Annotated in this window: 23 protein-coding genes; 14 read left to right on the forward strand and 9 right to left on the reverse strand. The window is 39.2% G+C overall.

Annotated elements, in window-relative coordinates; translation table 11 throughout:
* The first annotated feature begins 18 nt into the window (after positions 1–18).
* From LQ203_RS12315 to LQ203_RS12345, 7 genes are all read left to right on the forward strand, one after another.
* The gene (locus LQ203_RS12315) at positions 19–1,395 is read left to right on the forward strand and encodes a DNA repair exonuclease (RefSeq protein ID WP_230158545.1); all 1,377 of its coding nucleotides are present in this window, start codon (positions 19–21) and stop codon (positions 1,393–1,395) included.
* A 21-nt stretch (positions 1,396–1,416) separates the two neighbouring features.
* On the forward strand, positions 1,417–4,437 hold the full coding sequence (locus LQ203_RS12320) for an AAA family ATPase (protein WP_230158547.1): 3,021 nt from the start codon (positions 1,417–1,419) through the stop codon (positions 4,435–4,437).
* A gap of 42 nt (positions 4,438–4,479) precedes the next feature.
* A complete protein-coding gene (locus LQ203_RS12325) occupies positions 4,480–4,887 on the forward strand; it encodes a hypothetical protein (RefSeq protein WP_230158549.1) in 408 nt (135 codons plus the stop codon).
* 276 nt (positions 4,888–5,163) lie between these two features.
* Positions 5,164–5,988, forward strand: a complete 825-nt coding sequence (locus LQ203_RS12330) for an ABC transporter ATP-binding protein (RefSeq protein ID WP_230158550.1) — start codon at positions 5,164–5,166, stop codon at positions 5,986–5,988.
* Positions 5,981–6,679, forward strand: coding sequence for a (2Fe-2S)-binding protein (locus tag LQ203_RS12335; protein ID WP_230158552.1), 699 nt, complete (start codon positions 5,981–5,983; stop codon positions 6,677–6,679). The genes LQ203_RS12330 and LQ203_RS12335 overlap by 8 nt, the downstream gene beginning before the upstream one ends.
* A gap of 179 nt (positions 6,680–6,858) precedes the next feature.
* Complete coding sequence (gene yhaM, locus LQ203_RS12340) at positions 6,859–7,797, forward strand: 3'-5' exoribonuclease YhaM (protein WP_230158554.1); 939 nt, start codon at positions 6,859–6,861, stop codon at positions 7,795–7,797.
* A 93-nt stretch (positions 7,798–7,890) separates the two neighbouring features.
* The gene (locus tag LQ203_RS12345) at positions 7,891–8,079 is read left to right on the forward strand and encodes a sporulation YhaL family protein (RefSeq protein WP_048677962.1); all 189 of its coding nucleotides are present in this window, start codon (positions 7,891–7,893) and stop codon (positions 8,077–8,079) included.
* A gap of 54 nt (positions 8,080–8,133) precedes the next feature.
* Here the strand turns inward: LQ203_RS12345 and LQ203_RS12350 are convergent, their stop codons facing one another.
* Positions 8,134–9,000 (reverse strand): peptidylprolyl isomerase, encoded by an 867-nt coding sequence (locus LQ203_RS12350; RefSeq protein ID WP_230158563.1) that lies wholly within the window; start codon positions 8,998–9,000, stop codon positions 8,134–8,136.
* A 199-nt stretch (positions 9,001–9,199) separates the two neighbouring features.
* Here LQ203_RS12350 and LQ203_RS12355 point away from each other — a divergent pair, with 199 nt between their 5' ends.
* A complete protein-coding gene (locus LQ203_RS12355) occupies positions 9,200–9,283 on the forward strand; it encodes a YjcZ family sporulation protein (protein ID WP_230158741.1) in 84 nt (27 codons plus the stop codon).
* 185 nt (positions 9,284–9,468) lie between these two features.
* A complete protein-coding gene (locus LQ203_RS12360) occupies positions 9,469–9,552 on the forward strand; it encodes a YjcZ family sporulation protein (protein WP_061462016.1) in 84 nt (27 codons plus the stop codon).
* Between the two features lie 113 nt (positions 9,553–9,665).
* Here the strand turns inward: LQ203_RS12360 and LQ203_RS12365 are convergent, their stop codons facing one another.
* Together LQ203_RS12365 and LQ203_RS27665 are read right to left on the reverse strand one after the other, a co-directional pair.
* Positions 9,666–9,848, reverse strand: coding sequence for a hypothetical protein (locus tag LQ203_RS12365; protein ID WP_134782895.1), 183 nt, complete (start codon positions 9,846–9,848; stop codon positions 9,666–9,668).
* Positions 9,849–9,955: 107 nt separating this feature from the next.
* On the reverse strand, positions 9,956–10,540 hold the full coding sequence (locus tag LQ203_RS27665) for a DUF3267 domain-containing protein (RefSeq protein ID WP_356714382.1): 585 nt from the start codon (positions 10,538–10,540) through the stop codon (positions 9,956–9,958).
* 199 nt (positions 10,541–10,739) lie between these two features.
* Here LQ203_RS27665 and LQ203_RS12370 point away from each other — a divergent pair, with 199 nt between their 5' ends.
* Complete coding sequence (locus LQ203_RS12370; protein ID WP_230158570.1) at positions 10,740–11,066, forward strand: DUF1878 family protein; 327 nt, start codon at positions 10,740–10,742, stop codon at positions 11,064–11,066.
* A gap of 2 nt (positions 11,067–11,068) precedes the next feature.
* Here the strand turns inward: LQ203_RS12370 and LQ203_RS12375 are convergent, their stop codons facing one another.
* From LQ203_RS12375 to LQ203_RS12395, 5 genes are all read right to left on the reverse strand, one after another.
* A complete protein-coding gene (locus LQ203_RS12375) occupies positions 11,069–11,647 on the reverse strand; it encodes an HTH-type transcriptional regulator Hpr (RefSeq protein WP_230158572.1) in 579 nt (192 codons plus the stop codon).
* Between the two features lie 190 nt (positions 11,648–11,837).
* Positions 11,838–12,200 carry a YtxH domain-containing protein gene (locus LQ203_RS12380; RefSeq protein ID WP_230158575.1) on the reverse strand — a complete coding sequence of 121 codons (363 nt, stop codon included), beginning with the start codon at positions 12,198–12,200 and terminating at the stop codon, positions 11,838–11,840.
* A 596-nt stretch (positions 12,201–12,796) separates the two neighbouring features.
* The gene (locus LQ203_RS12385; protein ID WP_230158583.1) at positions 12,797–13,315 is read right to left on the reverse strand and encodes a tryptophan transporter; all 519 of its coding nucleotides are present in this window, start codon (positions 13,313–13,315) and stop codon (positions 12,797–12,799) included.
* A 127-nt stretch (positions 13,316–13,442) separates the two neighbouring features.
* Positions 13,443–14,546 (reverse strand): 3-phosphoserine/phosphohydroxythreonine transaminase, encoded by a 1,104-nt coding sequence (serC, locus tag LQ203_RS12390; protein WP_230158585.1) that lies wholly within the window; start codon positions 14,544–14,546, stop codon positions 13,443–13,445.
* 249 nt (positions 14,547–14,795) lie between these two features.
* Positions 14,796–15,218 (reverse strand): HIT family protein, encoded by a 423-nt coding sequence (locus LQ203_RS12395; RefSeq protein WP_230158592.1) that lies wholly within the window; start codon positions 15,216–15,218, stop codon positions 14,796–14,798.
* A gap of 814 nt (positions 15,219–16,032) precedes the next feature.
* Here LQ203_RS12395 and LQ203_RS12400 point away from each other — a divergent pair.
* From LQ203_RS12400 to LQ203_RS12410, 3 genes are all read left to right on the forward strand, one after another.
* A complete protein-coding gene (locus LQ203_RS12400; RefSeq protein WP_230158594.1) occupies positions 16,033–16,776 on the forward strand; it encodes an ABC transporter ATP-binding protein in 744 nt (247 codons plus the stop codon).
* On the forward strand, positions 16,769–17,977 hold the full coding sequence (locus LQ203_RS12405; protein ID WP_230158596.1) for an ABC transporter permease: 1,209 nt from the start codon (positions 16,769–16,771) through the stop codon (positions 17,975–17,977). Before LQ203_RS12400 ends, LQ203_RS12405 begins: the two co-directional genes overlap by 8 nt.
* A gap of 105 nt (positions 17,978–18,082) precedes the next feature.
* Positions 18,083–18,787, forward strand: coding sequence for an EcsC family protein (locus LQ203_RS12410; RefSeq protein WP_230158598.1), 705 nt, complete (start codon positions 18,083–18,085; stop codon positions 18,785–18,787).
* Between the two features lie 25 nt (positions 18,788–18,812).
* Here the strand turns inward: LQ203_RS12410 and LQ203_RS12415 are convergent, their stop codons facing one another.
* Positions 18,813–20,027, reverse strand: a complete 1,215-nt coding sequence (locus LQ203_RS12415; protein ID WP_230158600.1) for a M20 family metallopeptidase — start codon at positions 20,025–20,027, stop codon at positions 18,813–18,815.
* A gap of 92 nt (positions 20,028–20,119) precedes the next feature.
* Here LQ203_RS12415 and LQ203_RS12420 point away from each other — a divergent pair, with 92 nt between their 5' ends.
* Positions 20,120–20,743 (forward strand): phosphatase PAP2 family protein, encoded by a 624-nt coding sequence (locus tag LQ203_RS12420; protein ID WP_230158601.1) that lies wholly within the window; start codon positions 20,120–20,122, stop codon positions 20,741–20,743.
* The last annotated feature ends 40 nt before the right edge of the window (positions 20,744–20,783 follow it).

Raw genomic sequence — 20,783 nt, forward strand, 5'->3', positions numbered from 1 at the left:
TGGAAGGGGCCGAATGCCGTGTACAGCACAAAGTGTACGCCATTCGGTCTTTTTTCGGTTGAATTTGCCCATACTGGATTATCTGGTCCCTTGATATGTATTAAAGTAATAATATATGGGAAAGTATGTTCTGTTCATGTTAAAATTAAAAGTGAATTGTTGATAGAAATCGAGGTGTTACTTTTGAGTAAAGTGAAGTTCATTCATGCGGCGGATCTCCATTTGGATACTCCCTTTTCAGGGTTGAAGGATTTGCCATTAGCTATATTGAAGGAATTAAGGGAAAGCCCATTTAAAGCCTTCCAAAAAATCATTAATGAAGCAATTTACCATCGAGTTGACTTTATCGTCCTGTCGGGGGATCTGTTTGATGGGGAAAATCGGAGTCTCCGGACACAAGTCCGTTTTCGAACCGAAATGGAAAAACTCGAGCAACATCAAATCCCTGCCTATATCATTCATGGAAATCATGATCATCTCAGCGGCTCATGGATTACTGTAAAGCTACCGGATAATGTTTACGTTTTTTCTGGGCAAACGGAAGTGAAATTGTTCGAAAAAACGGATGGAACGACTGTCCACCTTTATGGTTTCAGTTATCCACGCCGTCATGTAAGGGAGAGAATGATTGAAACCTACATAAAAGCTGAAGGGGCGGATTATCATATTGGTCTGCTTCATGGGAATTTGGAAGGCAATTCCGAACATAGCCCATACTCCCCTTTTTCCCTGAAGGAACTTGCGGCTAAAGATTTCGATTACTGGGCATTAGGCCATATTCATAAGCATCAGGTTGTTTCAGAAGATCCGCTTGTGATTTACTCAGGAAATATACAAGGCAGGAACCGCAAGGAGTCTGGCGTAAAAGGTTGCCTGCTGGTCGAACTCGACGGTGACACGAAGCGCCATTCCTTTATTGAAACCTCTGAGGTGATATGGGATAGTGTAACGATTAAACCATCAGCTGATGGAGGATTTGATGCCCTGTTCAAGCAATGCAGGGAAGTAATTGAGCAAAAGGGTTTCGATGGAAGAAGCTATCTTTTGGAAGTGAAGTTGGATGTTGGAGGAGCAGCCGACGCTTACGGGGAATATCTTGAGGAATTGACCCGGATTTTACAGGAAGAAGAGCAAGGTGAATCGTTTGTCTGGGTCTATAAAATCAAAGTCATCCAGTCCGTGACTATGATCAGGACAAATGAAAGGTTATCGCCATTTATGGCTGAGGTATCCATGCTGGCTTCTGAATTTGATGATACAGAGGCTGCTCTGGCCCCGCTTTATAATCTCCCAGGTGCAAGAAGATATCTTGATGCCATAGAGTTTGATGAGCAGAGGGAGCTTTTGGATGAAGCGGAAAGCTGGCTTTTGCATGTGTTTGAACCGAATAAATAGGTACAGATAGGAGGAAGAGATTTGATTATTAAAGACCTCCATGTTTATGGTTATGGTAAACTGGAAAATCAGCGTTTTCCTGAATTGGGGCAGCTGCAGATTTTCTTTGGCGAAAATGAATCAGGCAAGTCCACCATCATGTCCTTCATTCATAGTATTCTATTTGGTTTTCCGACAAAGGTTCAAAACGAACCGCGTTATGAGCCTAAAATGCATGCCAAATATGGGGGAAGGCTTAGTCTCATAACAAAAAAGGATGGGGAAATCGTTATTGAACGAGTGAAGGGGAAAGCGACTGGGGATGTAAAAGTGACTTTCGAAGATGGAAGGGTTGGCGGCGAGGACGAGCTGAATGATATTCTCCATGGCGTTGATAAAAACTATTACCAAGCCATTTTTTCTTTCAATCTTCAAGGCTTGCAGGGGTTACATACACTAAGTGAAGGAACGATGAGTAAATATCTGCTTTCAGCCGGGCTGATCGGGAACGATAAACTTCTTGAAGCCGAAACGAAATTGCAAAAAGAGCTGGATTTAAGGTTCAAGCCATCAGGCCAAAAACCTCTACTGAATGTGAGGATAAAAGAACTTAGGGAATTGCAGAAAAAGGTAAAAGCATCAGAAGAAGAACAGCAGTCATATACGGCATTACTTCAGGAAGAGACAAAAATGAAGGAGGAGCTCGCTGACATCACGGAAGATATTCAAGAAATTGAAGAAAACCTTGTTACCATGAGTACTTTTTTACGAATAAAACCGTTGGTTGAAGAAAAGGACGAACTTGAAACCGAAATAAGTAAAATCAAGGATGTAAGTTTTCCTGTTGATGGTTTAAAAAGGCTTGAACAGCTTCAGGCAGTTGGAGTGCCCATGAAAGCCCATTTAGCTGCATTGACGGAGAAAATGGCCAAACTTGAAGGGAATCTTGCCGAAATCGGAATCAATCATTTCATCAAGGAACATAAAGAGCAAATTGAGCATGCGGTCGATCAAGGAACACTGCTGGAGAAGCTTGAGCTGGATATGCGCAAAGCAAAACATGAAAGGCTGATGGAAGAAAAGAATATCGAAAAGGTGAAACAGGAATTATTCTTGGATGTATCTGATGATGAAATAAGAAAACTCGATATCAGTACATTCATGAAGGAAAAGGTCAAAAGGGCAGAGAGAGAAAAGCATCATCTCCAAAATGTTAAAAAACAGCTTGATGAGAAATATGGACTGCAAAAGGGAAGCTTGGAAACGACGGAAGCCCGCTTGAAGGAGATTAAGGCCCAGATAATGCCAGAAGAAAAAAGAAGCAAGCTGGAATCTTTATTCAACAAGCAACAAAACATCGAACTTGAAGCAGCCAAAAGCATCATCCTTGATGAACAAATACTCGAACTTGAAAAACAATTGTCATTACAGAAAAAGAAGGAAGCGCATAACCGAAAACGTTCACTTTTCATGAATGGCGGTTTTATCGTATTACTATGTTTAGGTGCGATCAAAAGCTATTTCAGTGAACAAATACTATTGGGAATGATACTTCTGGCAGTGGCTGTTCTGTTTGCGGTTTCCAAGTCTTTCTTCAAAGGTGATGATATATTGTCCGGGTATAGTAAGCAATTGGATGAGGCAAAAAAGAAAAGGGCTGTAATTGCGAGTGAAGCAAAAAGAGAGAGTGAAGAAGAGTCGATGGGACAGTTGCTTGAGCTGGACCACCGTCTTCAAAGGCAGCTTGAGAATGAGAGATTCAAATACAAAGAACGAGAGGAAGCATTCGAATCGACCATCCAGGAATACGCATCTTGGGAAGCTGGCAGGGATCGGCTTGATAAAGAGGTGAGCAACATCTTAAGCGGTTGGGGCATGTCTTATCCCGGAGTGGAAATCAATCTTGAATCTGTATTGGAACTGCTGGAGAAATGGAAGGAAGCCGTTGAAAGAAAATATGAAACAATCAAGCAGTACCAATTTTTACATGCAGAGTTTGAAGGTAAAGTGAAGGCTTTATTTCATTTTGCCCACAGCCTTGATTTTGAGCCATCCACATGGAGGGAAGCAATAGCCCTTTTAAAACGGGAAATGAACAAAGCGGTGGAGTTCTCCGTTCAACTTACACAATGGATGAAGGAACGGGACCGTTTGGTAAACGAAATCGAGCAGTTGACGATGGAAAAAGACTATCTTGATGCAGAAATGGAGCAGCTTTTTGAGTTAGCGAAGGTAAAGGGTGAGGAAGAGTTCAGACATAACGCAGTTTTGTCCGAGAGGAAAGTCTCTTTGCAAAAACAACTTGATTTGATCAATGTTCAAATAGGGCAATCAAGAATGGAACATGAGCAAATTCAAACTTACCTAAAGCAGGGAATCACTACATATACATTTGAACATTTAGAAAGGAAACGGAAGGATTCCGTAAATTCTAAATCACTTTTATTAGAGAAACAGTCTGAAACGAAGCAAAGGATAAAGCAGCTTGAAGCTTCAGGAATTTATGACGACTTACTTCATCGTTTTTATGAAGAAAAAGCGGCATTCAACGAAGAAGCGAAGGAATGGGCGAAATTGGCAATAGCCAAAAGCTTATTGAATAAAACCTTGGACGGATATAAAAGGGAACGACTTCCGAAGGTTATCGCTGATGCTGAGCGGCATTTTTCCTTTTTAACGAAAGGGTGCTACCAAAAGATCATCCTTGATCAGTCGGGTGATGGGATTTGGGTACAGCGTAGAGACGGCTTGAACTTTAGGGCTGAAGAGGTCAGCCGCGGGACAGCAGAGCAAATTTATGTGTCCCTAAGGCTCGCACTTGCTGATCATACTTTTGAAAAAGATTCATTCCCTCTCATCATTGATGATAGTTTCGTCAATTTTGATGCAGAAAGGACAAAACGGATGCTTGAGTTATTGAAAAAAGTTTCGGAAAAGCGACAAATTTTCTTTTTTACTTGTCATCGGCATGTATTGGAGCATTTTAGGGAAAACCAAATAATTCGTCTATCCAGTTCCGTGTTGCGCCAAAATATGAATGATTTGATCATCCCCGAAATATAATGGGAAATAAACTATAAATAAAAGAGAGTGAAGTCAGTGAATATGGCTGAGTTTGTAAGCCAACATGATTCTTCATTAATGTTAATCATCGAAAAGGAGTTCCCTGATAAACGGTGTGTGGGGGGAAAGTATTCTGCCGAAGGACATACGATCACTTTATATAAGAGAGATATCGAAATACAGTGTGAACGCTCTCTTGGCTCGCTTGAAAGGCTTGAGGAATATACATGGATCATCCTCACACATGAAATGGGTCATGCGTTGGACCCGGATCTTGCCGTACTGAGTAAGGAGCTATACAGTACGGGAAAATCAGAAATCCTTTATCAAATAGAAGTCAATGCCTGGAACATCGCCGAAGGATTAATCCCTTATATCGATCAGGATTTATTTACCTTCATTAGAGATGAATCCCTTGCACATTGTACAAATCGCCTGTTGGTCGGTTAAAATGCTCTCCGAATGGAGGGCTTTTCTTTATTCGCTAAATGAAACCGTTCGGTGGTTCCGACAGGAGAATGTCTCTATGTAGGAGCATGAAAGAATGAAACGGCCATTTGGAAGTTGTGCAAAATGAATGATCTGAAATGAGGGTCTAATCTTTTTTACACATGAATGTTTACCTAGGATGACACGGAGTTTATGGTTTATACTCTTTTTTTAGATTGACAGTGAGAATCATTTTCATTAAACTGGTATTATTAGATTAATAAGGGGAGTATATTAATGCGACCAGCTATTAACACTCAGTCTCTATCGCTCGGTTATGGTGATAAATTAATTATAAATGATATGAATATAGAAATACCACGTGGGGAAATCACCGTATTCATCGGTGCAAATGGATGTGGGAAATCAACATTGCTTAGGTCGGTTGCCCGCTTATTAAAACCGCAATCCGGCTCAGTTTTACTTGAAGGCAAAGCGATTTCAACCATGTCATCGAAGGATGTAGCAAGAAAGATGGCGATTCTTCCACAATCGCCGATTGCTCCTGAAGGACTTACAGTCTATCAACTTGTGAAGCAAGGAAGATATCCTTACCAAAGTTGGTTGAAACAGTGGAGTTCCGTGGATGAAGAGAAAGTTCAAAAGGCAATCGAAGCAACGAACCTGTCCGAATTGAAGGATCGGGCAGTCGATGAATTATCGGGAGGCCAGAAGCAGCGTGCATGGATAGCGATGACACTGGCTCAAGACACGGACATCATTTTGTTGGATGAACCGACTACATATCTCGATATGACCCATCAAATCGAGATTTTGGATTTATTGTTCGACTTGAATGAGTTGGAGAACCGAACGATCGTGATGGTGCTTCATGATTTGAATTTGGCTTGCCGTTATGCGGATAATCTGGTGGCACTTAAAGAAGGAGCGATACACGCTCAAGGCCGGCCGGAGGATATCATCACGCCTGGATTGGTAAAGCATGTCTTCGGCATGGAATGTCAAATTTCCTTTGATCCGATTTTCGGCAGCCCGATGTGCATCCCGTTTGGTAAAGGCCGTTTCGCTCACAGGCAGGTAAAAGCGCTCGCCAATGCATAACCTCACACCTACTATCGAAAAAGAGCTGCAGGGATATCGCATATCCTTACGAGATGAAGCCAAAGCTTCCAAGACCTTTGATCATCTAGATGAGCTGATTCAGTATGCCCAGGCACGGACAGGGGCGGAAACGACAAGAATAGCCATTTCAATGTGGTTCAGGCGATATGCTTTTTTTGTTACGGCACAATTGTACATGGTCAGTAAACACCGGCTCATCTGGGAGGGCACATTAGGGGACATTGCCGTTTTGGATGATCCCGAAGATGAACATTGGCTGCCGCATTTTTTGTTGAAAACTAACAAGTGGAGCGATGTTCAAGAAAAGGAAAGCTCTATTGCCCTCCAGTCCATATTAAGCAGGTTTGGTGCGGAAGCGATTCACCCGCTTTCTAAAACGACTAGAATATCAAAACTTGTACTATGGGAAACGATCTGGAGCTATACGGTATGGATGTATAGTGAGCTACTGAAGCAGACTGATATAAAGACACGTGTTGAAACGGACATTGTAAAGTTGCTTGAAGATGAAGTATGGCTGAATATTGAAAAGCATTCACCATTTAAACGATTCATTGGGGAAAAAACTGTCGAAGAGTCCATGAATCCTTATAAACGGGTGACATGCTGTTTATATTACCGGATTGAGGGCCAGGGAAAATGCGCGTATTGTCCGAACAAGAACTGTTGAATAATATCGATTACAAAGCCAGGCTTGGGTTCAAGGCTGGCTTTCTTGTGGTGTGAAAAAAGTGGCAGCCGCCCAGGCTTTTTTTCCTTCAAATTGTCTATCACTTATTAACGAAACTAAACGCACTGGCCGGGTTGATATGTTATAATGTTGATATTTAATTGAACGGAGGCAGTCGCATGGGAAATGGGATCATTCACTACGGAATTGGTGAAGTAGTAGATATATATATGTATATTAAAACGAGTACAAAAGCGGTTGCAAGTAATGGAAAGCCGTTTTTAACATTGATTTTGTGTGATAAAACCGGGGAAATCGAGGCAAAGCTATGGGATGTTTCCGAAGCAGATGAGAAGACCTACAGCTCTGAAGCCACGGTGAAAGTTCAAGGGGAAGTCCAAAATTATCGAGGGCGCAGCCAATTGAAAATCCGTAATATTAGAATCACTTCAGATGCTGATGGCGTCACAAAAGCGGATTTGATTCAAACGGCACCTTTAAGTCAGGAAGAAATGATGGAAACGATCACTCAATTCATTTTTGAAATGAGGAATCCGAATATCCAAAGAGTGACTAGACACCTTATTAAGAAATATCAGAATGAATTCCTGACGTTTCCTGCTGCCACCAAGAACCACCATGAGTATTTGTCGGGACTCGCCTATCACGTGGTATCGATGCTGGGGCTGGCTAAGGCCATTTCAAGCCTCTATCCTTCGCTCAATAGAGATCTTTTGTATGCGGGGGTCATTCTGCATGACCTTGGGAAGGTACATGAGCTATCTGGACCTGTATCGACTGTTTATACCGTGGAAGGGAACCTGTTAGGTCATATCACCATCATGGTAAATGAAGTCGGTAAAGCTGCAGAGGAATTGGGGATAGAAGCCGAAGAAATCATGATCCTTAAGCACTTGATATTAAGCCATCATGGCAAAGCTGAATGGGGCAGTCCCAAGCCGCCAATGGTGAGGGAAGCTGAAGTATTGCATTATATTGATAACATGGATGCCAAGATAAATATGATGGACCGGGCCTTGGAAAAGGTGAAACCGGGTGAATTTACGGAAAGAGTCTTCGCACTCGATAACCGGTCATTCTATAAACCAACATTTTAAAAAAATATGCTTCTTTCCCGTCGTGGAAAGAAGCATATTTTTTTTATTCTCGCATATTCTCTAGTAAATGAATAGTAGATTTTTTGGGAGGGAATGGACATGCCAATTTGGATTTGGTTCGTGTTTATTGGAATAATTGTCAGTGCAGTCATGTCAATTTGGACAGCTAGGCAGGAACGTCTCATAGATGATGCTTGGATCGAGAAGGAAGGTCAGAAGTATATTGAACGTATGGAAGAAGAGCGTGAGAGGCGTAAGAAGGATATAAATCAGGGAGCTTAGCTGAATGATGAAAAAAAGCGACAGGACAAAGTCCTGTCGCTTTTTACTATCGAATTATTTTTCTGCTTTAGTTGCATCACCAGAAGTAATGGCATCTTTTAGATCTTTATCTTTAATCTTCACGTCCGCTTTTTTAACTTCTGCATTCAAAATATCTTGAACTTTAGTTTGGTCAATTTGAGCGACTTTCAAATCATATTCAAGATCTTTTTTCATATCTTTGTATGATTTTTTTTCTTTTATATCTTCAAGTTGGATGATGTGGTAGCCATAATCGGATTTAACCGGTTTGCTGATTTCATCTTTCTTCATTTTGTATGCTTGTTCTTCAAAGGCAGGAACCATTTCACCTTGACCGAACCAGCCTAGCTCTCCGCCTTTTTCAGCTGTTCCTGTGTCTGTTGAATATTCTTTTGCAAGTTTAGCGAAGTCTTCGCCTTTGTCCAATTTAGCTTTAACTTCATCAGCCGTTTTTTGGTCTTTTACAAGAATATGTCTCGCTTTGATTTGTGGTTTATAGTCTTCATAAGCTTTCTTCACATCAGCTTCTTTTACAGTAATATCAGCAACAGCTGCTTTTTCTTGAAGCATACCGATTTTAAGTGCACGTTTAAGATCATCTTCGCTCTTATATCCGGAAGAGGCTAGGGCCGTTTCAAAATTTTCACCCATTTGTTCTTTAAGCTCGTCCGCTTTAGCGTTAACTTCTTTATCCGATACTGTATATTTTTCGGAAAGAACTTTTTCATAAACAAGTTCTTGAAGAACGGTTTCACCATAACGGTCTTTCATGACATTGTAGAACTCTTCTTTAGATATATCTCCCGCTTTAGTTTCCACGACTGCTTCCTTGTCGCTGTTGCATGCTGTAAGTCCGATCAGCCCTGCAGTAACAGCAATCGATAATGCCCATTTCTTCATTAAAAACAACTCCTAGTTTTAAGTTTCTGATTTACTATTCTTTGTAATTCCACAAAATTAACTATAACATATTCTGGTTACTTTACAAAAAATAATATATTGATGTATCAATAAGAATTTTTGAAAAATGGGTGTACGCCTACCCAGATAATAAACGTTTACATATGATACATCGAGGACATCAAAAGGAGGTAGCAGAATGAGTAATGGATTTAATGGAGGTTTCGCTTTGTTAGTGGTGTTATTCATTTTATTAATAATTGTAGGATCAGCATTTTGCTAATCGATTGCAAAATTAATAGTGAAAGTGCCCACTCCTTTTGCCGTGGAGTTGAATAGGATAGGGTAGACGCTCAACAGAAAATGATTGAAATGTTTATCAAGCTATGAAAGGAATGGATTCCTTTTGGCGGATATAAGAGTGCGCATGAAATTGCTGGTACTTAAGAATGGAAAGGAGGAAGATCAATGTCTGGAGGAATAGGTGGAGGCTTTGCTCTAATTGTCGTTCTTTTCATCCTGTTAATAATAATTGGAGCTTCTTGGTTATAAACTCATAAACAAAAGGCGAAGCAGACCGCTTCGCCCTTTTTCTTTATGTGGATAATGCTCCGGATATCACCAATGTATGTAACAAATGATTTGTCGTCATTTGTTGCTCATCTCTACGTATACAAAATTTCAATATAGGAGGATAATAACATAATCGTAATTAATACATTAATGGTCCTGAATACTTTAGGCTGCCGGTCTTCAGCAATTTCCTTTTGAATACATAAAGAGTTTGTCATTCTATTAATATTATAAAAGATCAAAATAGCAAAAATAATAAACCAGAACGAGATCAAAGCCTAAATCCCTCCTTGCAAAACATCATGTATAAATACGATACCAAATTATAATGAAAAAAGATACCAAAAAATCTTATCAGGAATCTTTATGGATGGTTATGAAATCACTTTTGAATAAGTATGTCATACCCTTCTCGATGTTCTTCGATATAAGAATGTCCTGGGGATCCAACCAGGTTTTTTATATAAATGAAATCCGATACACATAATCCGGTATGCAGGGATAATAAAATAGTGAAATAATGAATGTAATGTGGAAAACTAAGGGCACAACCAATTAAAATAACAGACATAATGAAGAAAGGTAACACAAGGGTCAAGAGATATAGGTGCTTTCGAATCGGATGATTCACATTAACTTTGCATGTAAGTATAAGGTTCCACTTCAAGGACCAAGAAGTTTTTACTTTTTTACATAATAATCGTAAGGGTAAATAGTGTAATAGTTTGTGAACAGGATATAATAAAAGAAAAAGGCTAAAAAATACCATTGTTTGGTCGTCATACAAAACAATATGGGATGTAAAGAAACTTAATATTGTATAGATCAGAACAAAAGACATCAATATTGTAAAAACTGAAAAAAGGATCAGGCGGCCATTCCCATATTGTTTTGCCAGGTCAATTGTTTTCCACGAATTCATTTCGAAATCAGCCCTCCAAAGACTGTTGAATTTACATACATACATTACGATGAATGGGGGGAAATAGCAATAGAATTATTGGATTTAGTTATAAGAGAATATTCACTTCAGGACGGAAGAAGGCTTAAGGTGCATAAGACCGGGTTTTCGAACTACAGAATAGGCGGATTTTTTTAGCAGGGATTTCCAATGGTTTTAAACCTTTTAAGTTAAATTTGAATGATTGATTGGGGATTAATGATATATGAGAAATATGAATGAAGAAATAGAAATACTCCGTTTTCATCAGCGGCTTTTATTAAACCTGATACGCAATCCGGAAGCCAAGTTGGACTTTCTTTTTGTGGAAAAAAATTTCACGAAGAAGGAAGCGGAAGAATTATTGGAAACATGTGATATCTTGAGCAAACGCTATGAAATAGAAAAAGCGGAAGGGTACATGAACTTTCGACCGCTTTTTAATCAATTTGAAAGAAAGGTTAATCCAAAAATAACCATAAAGGAATGCATTGATGCATGCCTATCACAAGGTTTATATGTATCATTCATGAAGGAAATGGATAGAGTGTGAGATTAAACTGGCTCAGTTTCTTTCTCTATCTTTTTTTTTGTAATTTTACCCTCCACATCAGTAAACTCCTGATCAATATTATCGAATGACCGTTCAAAGATTTGCATGAAATCTTCACCGTATATATTACGGATGACAGCCATCATTTCAATCATATCCGGAAACTTACCGTAAAGCTCGCGAAGGGGAAGGGCACCTGAGAAAGCAGAGTTCTTACTTGGGTCGTATGTTTCCATTAAATCAAGAAGAATTCTTTCACCTTCAGGGGTGATTTCTATATACGTATTCCTTTTGTCATTTTCTTTCTTTGAAAATGTTAAAAACCCGCGTTCTTCTAATTTTTTTGAAAAGTTAAATGCCGTAGAAACATGCATGACCCCAAATTTTGCAACGTCTGAAATGGAAGAGCCATTAAGATGGTAGGCAATCCAAAGAATATGGTGCTCATTGATATTTAAATCATAAGGCTTAATCCATTGCTGCCAATCTTTTTCAATCGATTTCCATAATGCTTTGCTTAATTGTGCAATTCGTTGACTAAAAATCATTGCTTCTTTCATAGAATAATTTTTATTCTGCATTTTATGGGCTCACCTACTTATAAGATTCTGTACATTTATTATGACAATAAAATAAAAATTAATAAAGATAAATATTTGCAAAATTTTTAGAAAATTTTAGCTTTTTTAATTAATTCTCCATTTTTGTCCATTAAAGCATGTAATTAATTGGGAAAAATGGAGAATCTGGCTTGTGTTACGATATCAAGCTTTAATTTTTAGGAGAAGGGATGGCTGTTTCCAATTCTTTTAATGAATTTTCGATTTCTTGAACGTTCTTCAATAATTCGTTCTTGTTCGGTTCGATTTCCTGCTTCCAGTTCTCGATGACGATCTGAACATCCGAAATGAAAGTCTTTACCGTTTCTTTGCTTATTTGTGTAGCTTCCATCGTGTCATCTTTAATATTTAGCATTTTTACCTTTAACTCTTCAATGGTATTCTTAATTTCTTCCGTATTTGTTTTGATGCGAGTCCTTAAGTCTTTACCTGAACTTGGTGTAGAAAGTAAGGTTGCTGCACCGGCTACGACTGTTCCAGTTAAAAAGCCAATTAGTAATGATTTTGCTTTCAATAGGATCACCTCATTTTATAGTATTGTTTTCGCTTTATATGGTCTAAATCCCTGCTGAAAAAAGCATCAATTGGAAATTATGATAAATAGGGATAGAAATACTATTGATAACAAAATACCATAATTTTCATCCTTATGGAAGAGTATCGACCATTTTATCTTTATATCACAAAAATATTTTTTTAAACTTAGATAGTAAATATATAATATTTAAAAATAACTTGAAGCTTTATTAAAAATGCTTCATATAAAGGGAAGGGCAGCATATAGATAGTAAAAACAAGCTGTCGGAACATGGATGGCACTGGTGGGTTAATAATGAAAATCATTTTTTTATTAGGCCTGATATGCCTGTGCGGTATGGGGTATTTTTTAAGGAAAGCGAAAACACCCAGCATCTATCCGCCTAAGAGGGCGCTCCAGGCCAGAGCTTACGTTTTGGGTCTTCCCGGGGTGTTATTGCTTTTCATTTGGTTTATGTGGGTATTGATTCACTGACCCTTATAGGATGATCCTGACTGACTCCCAGATCCATAAGAATGAAAAAAAAGCACCGGGCAATCCGGTGCTTTTTTACATATGATGCTCAAGCTAGCTTAAGCATTAACAGGTATATTCGATTTTTTTACGATGCCGTTCACAATTGGATAAATGATGACCATCGCAACTGTATTTAGCAGTACGGCAGGAAGTACAACAGCGCCGAAAAGTGCAACGAAAGGCCCTGGAAGGGAAACGATATAATAAGCCGAACCAAGGAAGACAGCGCCGGAAATCATTGTTCCTACGGCAGTCAAGATACTAACGGTGACAACGGATGTTGAAAACTTCTTAAGACTGATGAATAAAAGATAAAACAGAAAGGCTGTTACCAATTTGTCTATGATATTTGGGATTTGTCCTCCAGGAAATGTAGTTGTCATGGCAGAGATGGCTCCAGCAGCCAAGGCGACAATGAATACATTCTTCTTCGCGGGAAAAAGTGTAATCGCCAAAAACAGCATTAACAACATCATATCCGGTTTCATTCCAAGGAAGAATCCAGGAACGATAAAATGCAGGGCAGCCCCAATCCCGATTAATAGGGACAGCGACACAAGGGTTTTCGTTTTCATTTACTCATCTCTCCTATTCTCATCTCAACTAACATCTTTTCTTCAACAATGCACTATTGCCTGTTGCAAGAAGTTTAAAATAGTATATCATAAGACCTATTTTTTTTGAAGGTATTTTTGTTTGAAATTAAAGAGTTTGAGCTTCCTTCGCTTTATAAGATTCCTGGAACTTTTTCATGAAATTGGCAAGGTCCTGGCAATGGGATAGAGGGACTGCATTATAAATGGATGCTCTGCAGCCTCCGATGGAACGGTGACCGTTCAGTCCTATGAATCCGGCTTGCTTCACTTCTTTAAGGAATTGAGCTTCAGCTTCTTCAGATGGAAGCGTGAACGTTACATTCATCAATGAACGGCTGTCTGGTAGGGCATGGCCTTTATAAAATCCACCGCTTCCGTCGATGGCATCGTAGATGACTTTTGCTTTTTCTTCGTTGTTTTTAGCAATCTTATCTACGCCGCCCTGCTCTTTTGCCCAGTCCAACACAAGGGACAATAAGTAAATGGCCAATGTCGGAGGTGTGTTGTATAAAGAGTTGTTTTTTGAATGGATAGAATAGTTCATCATGGATGGGATTTTCTCATTATCCGTTATTAAATCTTTACGGATGATAACGACTGTGATTCCCGACGGACCTAGATTCTTTTGTGCACCTGCATATATGATGCCGAATTTACTAACATCAATTTTTTTGCTAAGAATATCACTTGACATATCGGCTACTAAAGGAACGTTGCCTGTATTCGGGAAGTCCTTCCATTGCGTTCCGTATATCGTATTATTGCTTGTGATATGAAGATACGCAGCATCATCATTCACTTGGATGTCTTCAACTTTAGGTATGAACGTATATTTATCATCTTTGGATGAAGCGACTACTTCCGTTTTACCAACCTTTTTTGCTTCTTTTAATGCTTTTTCCGACCAAGAACCAGTAAGGACATAATCTGCCCTTTTTCCATCATTCAAAATGTTCATGGGAATCATGGAGAATTGAAGACTTGCTCCTCCTTGCAGTAGAAGAACTTCATAATTTTCAGGAATTTCCAAAAGGTCCCTTAATGATTGAAGGGCATGGTTATGAATTTTTTCGAATTCAGCACTTCGGTGGCTTAATTCCATGACGGACATACCGGAATCCTCAATATTCAACCATTCGTTTTGGGCTCTTTGTAAAACTTCTAAGGGAAGGGCGGCTGGCCCAGCGTTAAAATTGTGTGCACGTTTCAATTTTCTTCCTCCTATACGACAATGTGTTAAAGTCTATTTATATATCCTACCAGAAAACTAAATTCAATAGGAGGAAAATTTAGAATTTTAAGTGGATAACTTGTTGGAATATATGGCCAAATTAAAAAAGGTCCAGCACAATGAAGTGAGGACCAAATCAGGATTAATGTTTTTGGATCAAAACTTTAGAAGACGTTATTTTGCCGATCTTTTAAAAAGGGGGTAAGAATGCCTTTAAGTTATTCTTAGTCATTTAATATGCTGTGCAATAGAATCAGCGATTTGTTTCAGATCATCAGGTGTATAGTCACGGGCATTTGTTTTCCAAACAGCCCCAAAGCCGTCACCCTCACCATACCGCGGAATTAAATGCATATGAAAGTGGAAAACGGACTGCCCTGCTGCTTCCCCATTATTATTTAAAAGATTCAGGCCTACAGGTTGGAATTCCTGTTTCATCGCACGGGCGATTTCCGGAACCACTTCAAATAGATCCTTGGCAATTTCAGGTGTTAACTCATAGAGGTTTTCTTTATGTACTTTAGGAATAACCAGTGTATGGCCTTTTGTTACTTGACTGATATCGAGAAAAGCCAGTACATGTTCATTTTCGAAGACTTTGGTACTTGGAATTTCCCCATCGATTATTTTGCAAAAAATGCAATCACTCATTAAAAGCGCTCCTTTAAAAGTTAATGTATTTGGTTAATCGTACCATAGCATGAATCCTTGAGAAAAGAAAAAATCATAAAAACAGGATGCAACATTAAGTTGCACCCTGCTCATTTGAAAAAGGGGGATTTAGCTTCAAAATTCGTATTTAGCATAAATTCTCTGCGACAAACACCTCATCTACATTAAAGTAAAATATGGTTATTATCTGATTAGAGATTTTCCATTCAAAGCAACCATCTCCTATATCTTTAAAGTTTCATCAACTTTCAAAGCATAATTGATAATTATTGAATGATTTTTCTGCTTTTACGTGCAAGAGAACCATCTCCCTGCTCGAAACGATTTTTTTAAATGAAGCTTATGGTTTAATTCAGTTATACGTCTTTAACTGACACCTCATTTACAATATGATGTGAATCATTTGTAAGAAAACATTTGGGCATTTCAGTGTAATACGTCTTTAACTGACACCTCATTTACAACATGATATGAATCATTTGTAAGAAAACATTTGGGCATTTCAGTGTAATACGTCTTTAACTGACACCTCATTTACAACATGATGTGAATCATTTGTAAAAAAACATTTGGGTATTTCAGTGTAATACGTCTTTAACTGACACCTCATTTACAATATGATGTGAATCACTCGTAATGACTAACCCCTTCTTCCTTAATTATGATGGCCACTTAGCGGGAAAAATATAATTAGTTATTTATGGAAATTTCAACACGGAACACCCGACTATATAAAAGCAGGATAATTTGGTAAAATGGAATCAAGAACCTCTATATAGAAAGGGTCGTTAAAATGTCCTTATTGGAAATTAATCAATTAGTCGGCGGATACACGAAAACGCCCGTTTTAAAAGGAATAAGTTTTGACATTCAACCAAATGAGCTAGTGGGGTTAATCGGGCTCAATGGGGCAGGGAAAAGTACGACGATTAAACATATCATCGGACTCATGGAGCCAAAAAGCGGAAGTGTCTCGATTCATGGTAAAACACTTGCACAGGACCCGGATACATACCGTAAACAATTCACTTATGTTCCAGAGACGCCGATCTTATATGATGAGCTGACACTTGAGGAGCATTTAAAGCTGACGGCCATGGCGCATGGTTTGGCGGAAGCTACATATAAAGAAAGAATGGAATTTCTGTTAAAGGAATTCCATATGGAGAAAAGACTTAAATGGTTTCCGGCCCATTTTTCAAAAGGGATGAAACAAAAGGTCATGATTATGTGCGCCTTTTTAGTACAGCCATCTTTATATATCGTGGATGAACCCTTCGTAGGTCTTGATCCATTAGGCATTCAATCTTTGCTTGATTTGATGAGGAAAACGAAAGAGAGTGGAGCGGGAATTTTAATGTCCACCCACATACTGGCAACAGCCGAGCGGTATTGTGATTCTTTCATCATCCTGCATAATGGGGAAATCCGCGCAAAGGGTAATCTGGAGCAGCTTCGGGAACAATTTTCCATGCCGGGGGCAACGCTTGACGATTTATATATTCAATTGACGAAAGAAGAAATTGGACATGAATAGTCAAAATCTCTGGAAGGAAAGATATTTAGGCTATATAAATGAAACGCAAAAATATCTTCGCTATATTTTTAATGGACATCTTGTTTTCGTCATGGTGTTGGTTCTTGGTGGTTTGGCTTACTATTACAGTGATTGGGTGAAAACGTTAGACAGTGATTTTCCGGCTGAATGGATCATGGCCATTGTTTTATCAATCATTGTAACCAGAAGCCCGATAAATACTTTTTTGAAAGAACCGGATACCGTATTCCTGTTACCGCTTGAAACGAAATTGAAAAGTTATTTCAAAAATTCACTGTTGTTAAGTTGGGTTATGCAAGGCTTTATCCTGCTGGTTGTATTAATTGCTTTTTTACCGATGTATACGAAAGTTACGGATGCAAGCGGTAAAGACTTTGGGTCCATCCTTATTGTATTGCTGGTTATGAAATTTTTGAATTTAACCATGCGATGGCAGGTATTGAAATATCAGGATACATCAGTGAGCCATTGGGACTCACTCATCCGTTTTATCCTTAATGGAGTAATGCTCTATTTCATCTGTTCAAGGGCGAATATACTGTTTGCTCTGATAACCATCCTATTATTGATAGGGCTCTACATGTATTACCGAAGTGCAACTAAAGATTTTGTATTGAAGTGGGAACGGCTGGTTGAATTGGAGAATAAACGGATGAATTCCTTTTATCGAATTGCAAACATGTTTACTGATGTTCCCCATTTGAAAGGAAAGGTAGCAAGAAGGAAGTGGATGGACTGGCTTTTATCATTTATCCCGTATGGTGAGAGATCAACTTATAATTATCTATATGCCCGTACTTTGTTGCGATCTAATGATTATGTGGGACTTTGTTTTCGTTTAACTATCATTGGGTCCGTCATTTTAGTTGTATTCACTAACTTATGGGCGCATTTGATCGTGATTTTTATGTTTCTATTCATGACAGCCCTGCAACTGCTGCCGGTTTGGAAGGTTCATGAATGGAAAGTGTGGGTCTCATTGTATCCATTGCCTTCAAAAATGAGAGAGTCTGCTGTCATTAAGCTTATTTCTTATTTCCTATTATTTGAAGACATCGTCTTTTGCATGGTCCTTCTAGTGAAAGGAGAATGGATGTCTGCTTTGGCTGCATTGGCGATGGGTCTTGTTTTCTTATTCGGTTTTAAAAATTATGCAACAAAGAAAATTAAAAACTTTTAAGCTGGAGGCTGATTTTTCATAAAATCAGCTTTTTCTTTGTAAGAAGTGAAAATTGAAACTAAAAGGCTTGAGAGGGTTATATACATAAGTAACGGAGGTGTGAAAATGGACGAATATGAACAAATGGCATTATCGGAACTAGTATCCTGGAAAAAGAAAATAGCCAAGAAATCCGGCAGGCTTGAGCGGATGTCCAAAAAGGTGCAAATCAAAGTGAATAGCTATATTCCAGACCAAGTGCACAAAATGATTACTGAAAGTATTAAAGGCATGATAGAGGCCGTATTATCAGGTTCGAAATACATGTCTAAAGAAAAAAATGTCATGCTTCTATCCTTACAACAAAAAGAAGAATGGGTTGCAGAAACCGTAAATGCATATCGAAAAACGGCCGTTATAGAAGGTGTAGGGACTGGAGCGGCAGGGCTTTTAATCGGGATGGCTGATTTCCCTTTGCTTCTAAGCATTAAGATGAAGTTATTATTTGAGATATCCCGTATATACGGTTTCGATCCAAATAAGTATGAGGAACGCCTATTTATACTCCATATCTTTCAGATGGCGTTTTCAAGCGAGGAAAAAAAGATGGAAACATTACCAATAATAGAAGAATGGGATTCAGGGAAATGGCCGGAAATAGACTGGCAAAAATTTCAGCAGGAATATCGCGATCACATCGATGTCATCAAAATGTTCCAGCTAGTCCCAGGGCTTGGGGCAGCTGTCGGTGCATATGCCAACCATCATCTGCTGGAACAGCTCGGGGAGACGGCTGTCAATTGTTACCGAATCAGACTTCTAAAAGAGTAAGGGACGGGGAAAACCCGTCCCTTTATCATGACCGCAATAAAGATTCATTCACCTTTTGTGAGGATCGTTTCTTATTGTGATAGGTTACAGCTGACGTACCTAATATTTTGGCTGCAATGAGCATCGCTTTTTCATCGATGTCAAACAAAGGATGATGATGCGGATAGGTATGTTCATTTTTTGGTCTGGCCCCTGTAAAGAAGAATGTACCTTTCACATTTTGTAAATAATAAGAAAAATCCTCCCCTGTCATATCCGGGTCAATTTCCTCTGTAATCAAAACTTCTTTGACTGCCTCAGTGCTTTCGATAAGGAATTTCGTTTCCTCATCATGTGGGATAACAGCAGGATAGCCTTGGAAATATTGATAATCATACGTACAGTCCGCAGCTAGGCACGTTCCTTTAACAACCCGCTCCATTTCTTCGCTTATGAATGAACGGACATCTTCCTTGAAAGTGCGGACGGTCCCGATTATTTTAGCCTTATCTGCAATGACGTTAAAGGCATTATCCGCTACAAAGGAACCAACGGTAATGACTGCGGAATCGATTGGGTTAAGGCGGCGACTTACGATTTGCTGTAGGGCCATGACTAGCTGAGATCCGACGACGATGGCATCACGGGTTTTATGCGGCTGTGCTCCATGTCCGCCCTGCCCTTGAATGATGATTTCAAAACGGTCAGCAGCTGCCATAAGGGGTCCATATGCGTATTGGACTGTTCCGGTAGGGGCCGTAGCCCATAAATGGGTGCCGAAAATTACATCCACCCCATCAAGGCAGCCAGCCTCAATCATCGGTTTGGCTCCCCCTGGAGCATATTCTTCAGCATGCTGGTGGATAAATATATATTCACCTTCGAGCTCATTCTTCAGTTCATTCAGGTTTTTTGCAAGGACAAGGAGTGTCGCTGTATGGCCATCGTGTCCACACGCATGCATTACCCCAGGTACGGTAGATTTATAGGGAACTTCTTTTTCATCTTGAATGGGTAAGGCGTCGAAATCAGCGCGCAAAGCTACGGTTTTACCAGGCTTACTGCCCGTAACTTTGGCAATAACACCATTACCGCCTACATTCGTCCGGTGTTCGATTCCAAGTTTTTCATAATAGTCAGCGATGAAGGCTGCCGTTTGGGTTTCTTGAAAAGAAAGCTCAGGATGTTGATGAAGATAACGCCTGATGGAGACCATTTCTTCATAGGAACCATCTAGAAGATCATGTAATCGCTGTATCATTTTGCACCTCCCAATGATTGGTTTAATTGTAAATAGTATATCATATTTTGAATGATCCAAAGTGAATTAAATACCTCGAGGAGCGATATACAATGATTAAATATTCCTGGATTGCTATGGTTTTGCTTTGCTTGTTGCTATTCTTTTTTTTGATGCATGAAGTCCAGAGTGAGAATACTTTAGCGTTTGATACATATATTGCCGAACTTATTTCCTTAAGTGAAAATTCTTTTTGGTTCACTTTCTTCAAGTTGATTACCTATCTTGGGAAATCCATGTCCATTGGTTTTGGAAGCTTACTATGTGTTCTATATTTGTGGATAATAAAGAAGGATTATTGGACCATGGCCGTCTTCTCTATCGGAATCGCTGGGGGCGATGTATTAAACGGGTGGATAAAAAATCATATTCAAAGAGTGCGCCCTGAAAATCATTTGATGGAGACCGCTGGTTTCAGTTTTCCAAGTGGCCACGCAATGGTAGGCCTTATTTTCTTCAGTATGGTTGCTTATTTAATTATTAAAGAAGGTAAAGGAGACTCATTGAAATGGGCAGCTGGAATCGGTTTCGTTTGTCTGGTTCTGCTCATCGGGGTCAGCAGGATCGCTATGAAAGTTCATTTTCCATCTGATATCTTGGCAGGTTTTGCACTAGGAGCTGCATATAGTTTAACCTTGTTTAATTTGTATAAGTTCCTAGGGCGGAGAGTAATTTGAAAAAAAGGACTCTCAGATGGAATATCTGTAAATACCTGTT

The organism is Peribacillus sp. Bi96 (genome assembly GCF_918698115.1).
In the GTDB taxonomy this organism is placed as follows: domain Bacteria; phylum Bacillota; class Bacilli; order Bacillales; family DSM-1321; genus Peribacillus.

Bases quoted from the DNA above. Each gene is read 5' to 3' on its own strand.
- LQ203_RS12330 (WP_230158550.1), top strand. From the start codon at position 5,164: ATGCGACCAGCTATTAACACTCAGTCTCTATCGCTCGGTTATGGTGAT.
- LQ203_RS12345 (WP_048677962.1), top strand. From the start codon at position 7,891: ATGGACATGCCAATTTGGATTTGGTTCGTGTTTATTGGAATAATTGTC.
- LQ203_RS12325 (WP_230158549.1), top strand. From the start codon at position 4,480: ATGGCTGAGTTTGTAAGCCAACATGATTCTTCATTAATGTTAATCATC.
- LQ203_RS12375 (WP_230158572.1), bottom strand. From the start codon at position 11,647: ATGCAGAATAAAAATTATTCTATGAAAGAAGCAATGATTTTTAGTCAA.
- LQ203_RS12415 (WP_230158600.1), bottom strand. From the start codon at position 20,027: ATGATACAGCGATTACATGATCTTCTAGATGGTTCCTATGAAGAAATG.
- LQ203_RS12410 (WP_230158598.1), top strand. From the start codon at position 18,083: ATGGACGAATATGAACAAATGGCATTATCGGAACTAGTATCCTGGAAA.
- LQ203_RS12355 (WP_230158741.1), top strand. From the start codon at position 9,200: ATGAGTAATGGATTTAATGGAGGTTTCGCTTTGTTAGTGGTGTTATTC.
- yhaM (WP_230158554.1), top strand. From the start codon at position 6,859: ATGGGAAATGGGATCATTCACTACGGAATTGGTGAAGTAGTAGATATA.
- LQ203_RS12350 (WP_230158563.1), bottom strand. From the start codon at position 9,000: ATGAAGAAATGGGCATTATCGATTGCTGTTACTGCAGGGCTGATCGGA.
- LQ203_RS12335 (WP_230158552.1), top strand. From the start codon at position 5,981: ATGCATAACCTCACACCTACTATCGAAAAAGAGCTGCAGGGATATCGC.
- LQ203_RS12400 (WP_230158594.1), top strand. From the start codon at position 16,033: ATGTCCTTATTGGAAATTAATCAATTAGTCGGCGGATACACGAAAACG.
- LQ203_RS12405 (WP_230158596.1), top strand. From the start codon at position 16,769: ATGAATAGTCAAAATCTCTGGAAGGAAAGATATTTAGGCTATATAAAT.
- LQ203_RS12360 (WP_061462016.1), top strand. From the start codon at position 9,469: ATGTCTGGAGGAATAGGTGGAGGCTTTGCTCTAATTGTCGTTCTTTTC.
- LQ203_RS12420 (WP_230158601.1), top strand. From the start codon at position 20,120: ATGATTAAATATTCCTGGATTGCTATGGTTTTGCTTTGCTTGTTGCTA.
- LQ203_RS12395 (WP_230158592.1), bottom strand. From the start codon at position 15,218: ATGAGTGATTGCATTTTTTGCAAAATAATCGATGGGGAAATTCCAAGT.
- LQ203_RS12370 (WP_230158570.1), top strand. From the start codon at position 10,740: ATGAGAAATATGAATGAAGAAATAGAAATACTCCGTTTTCATCAGCGG.
- LQ203_RS27665 (WP_356714382.1), bottom strand. From the start codon at position 10,540: ATGTATGTATGTAAATTCAACAGTCTTTGGAGGGCTGATTTCGAAATG.
- LQ203_RS12385 (WP_230158583.1), bottom strand. From the start codon at position 13,315: ATGAAAACGAAAACCCTTGTGTCGCTGTCCCTATTAATCGGGATTGGG.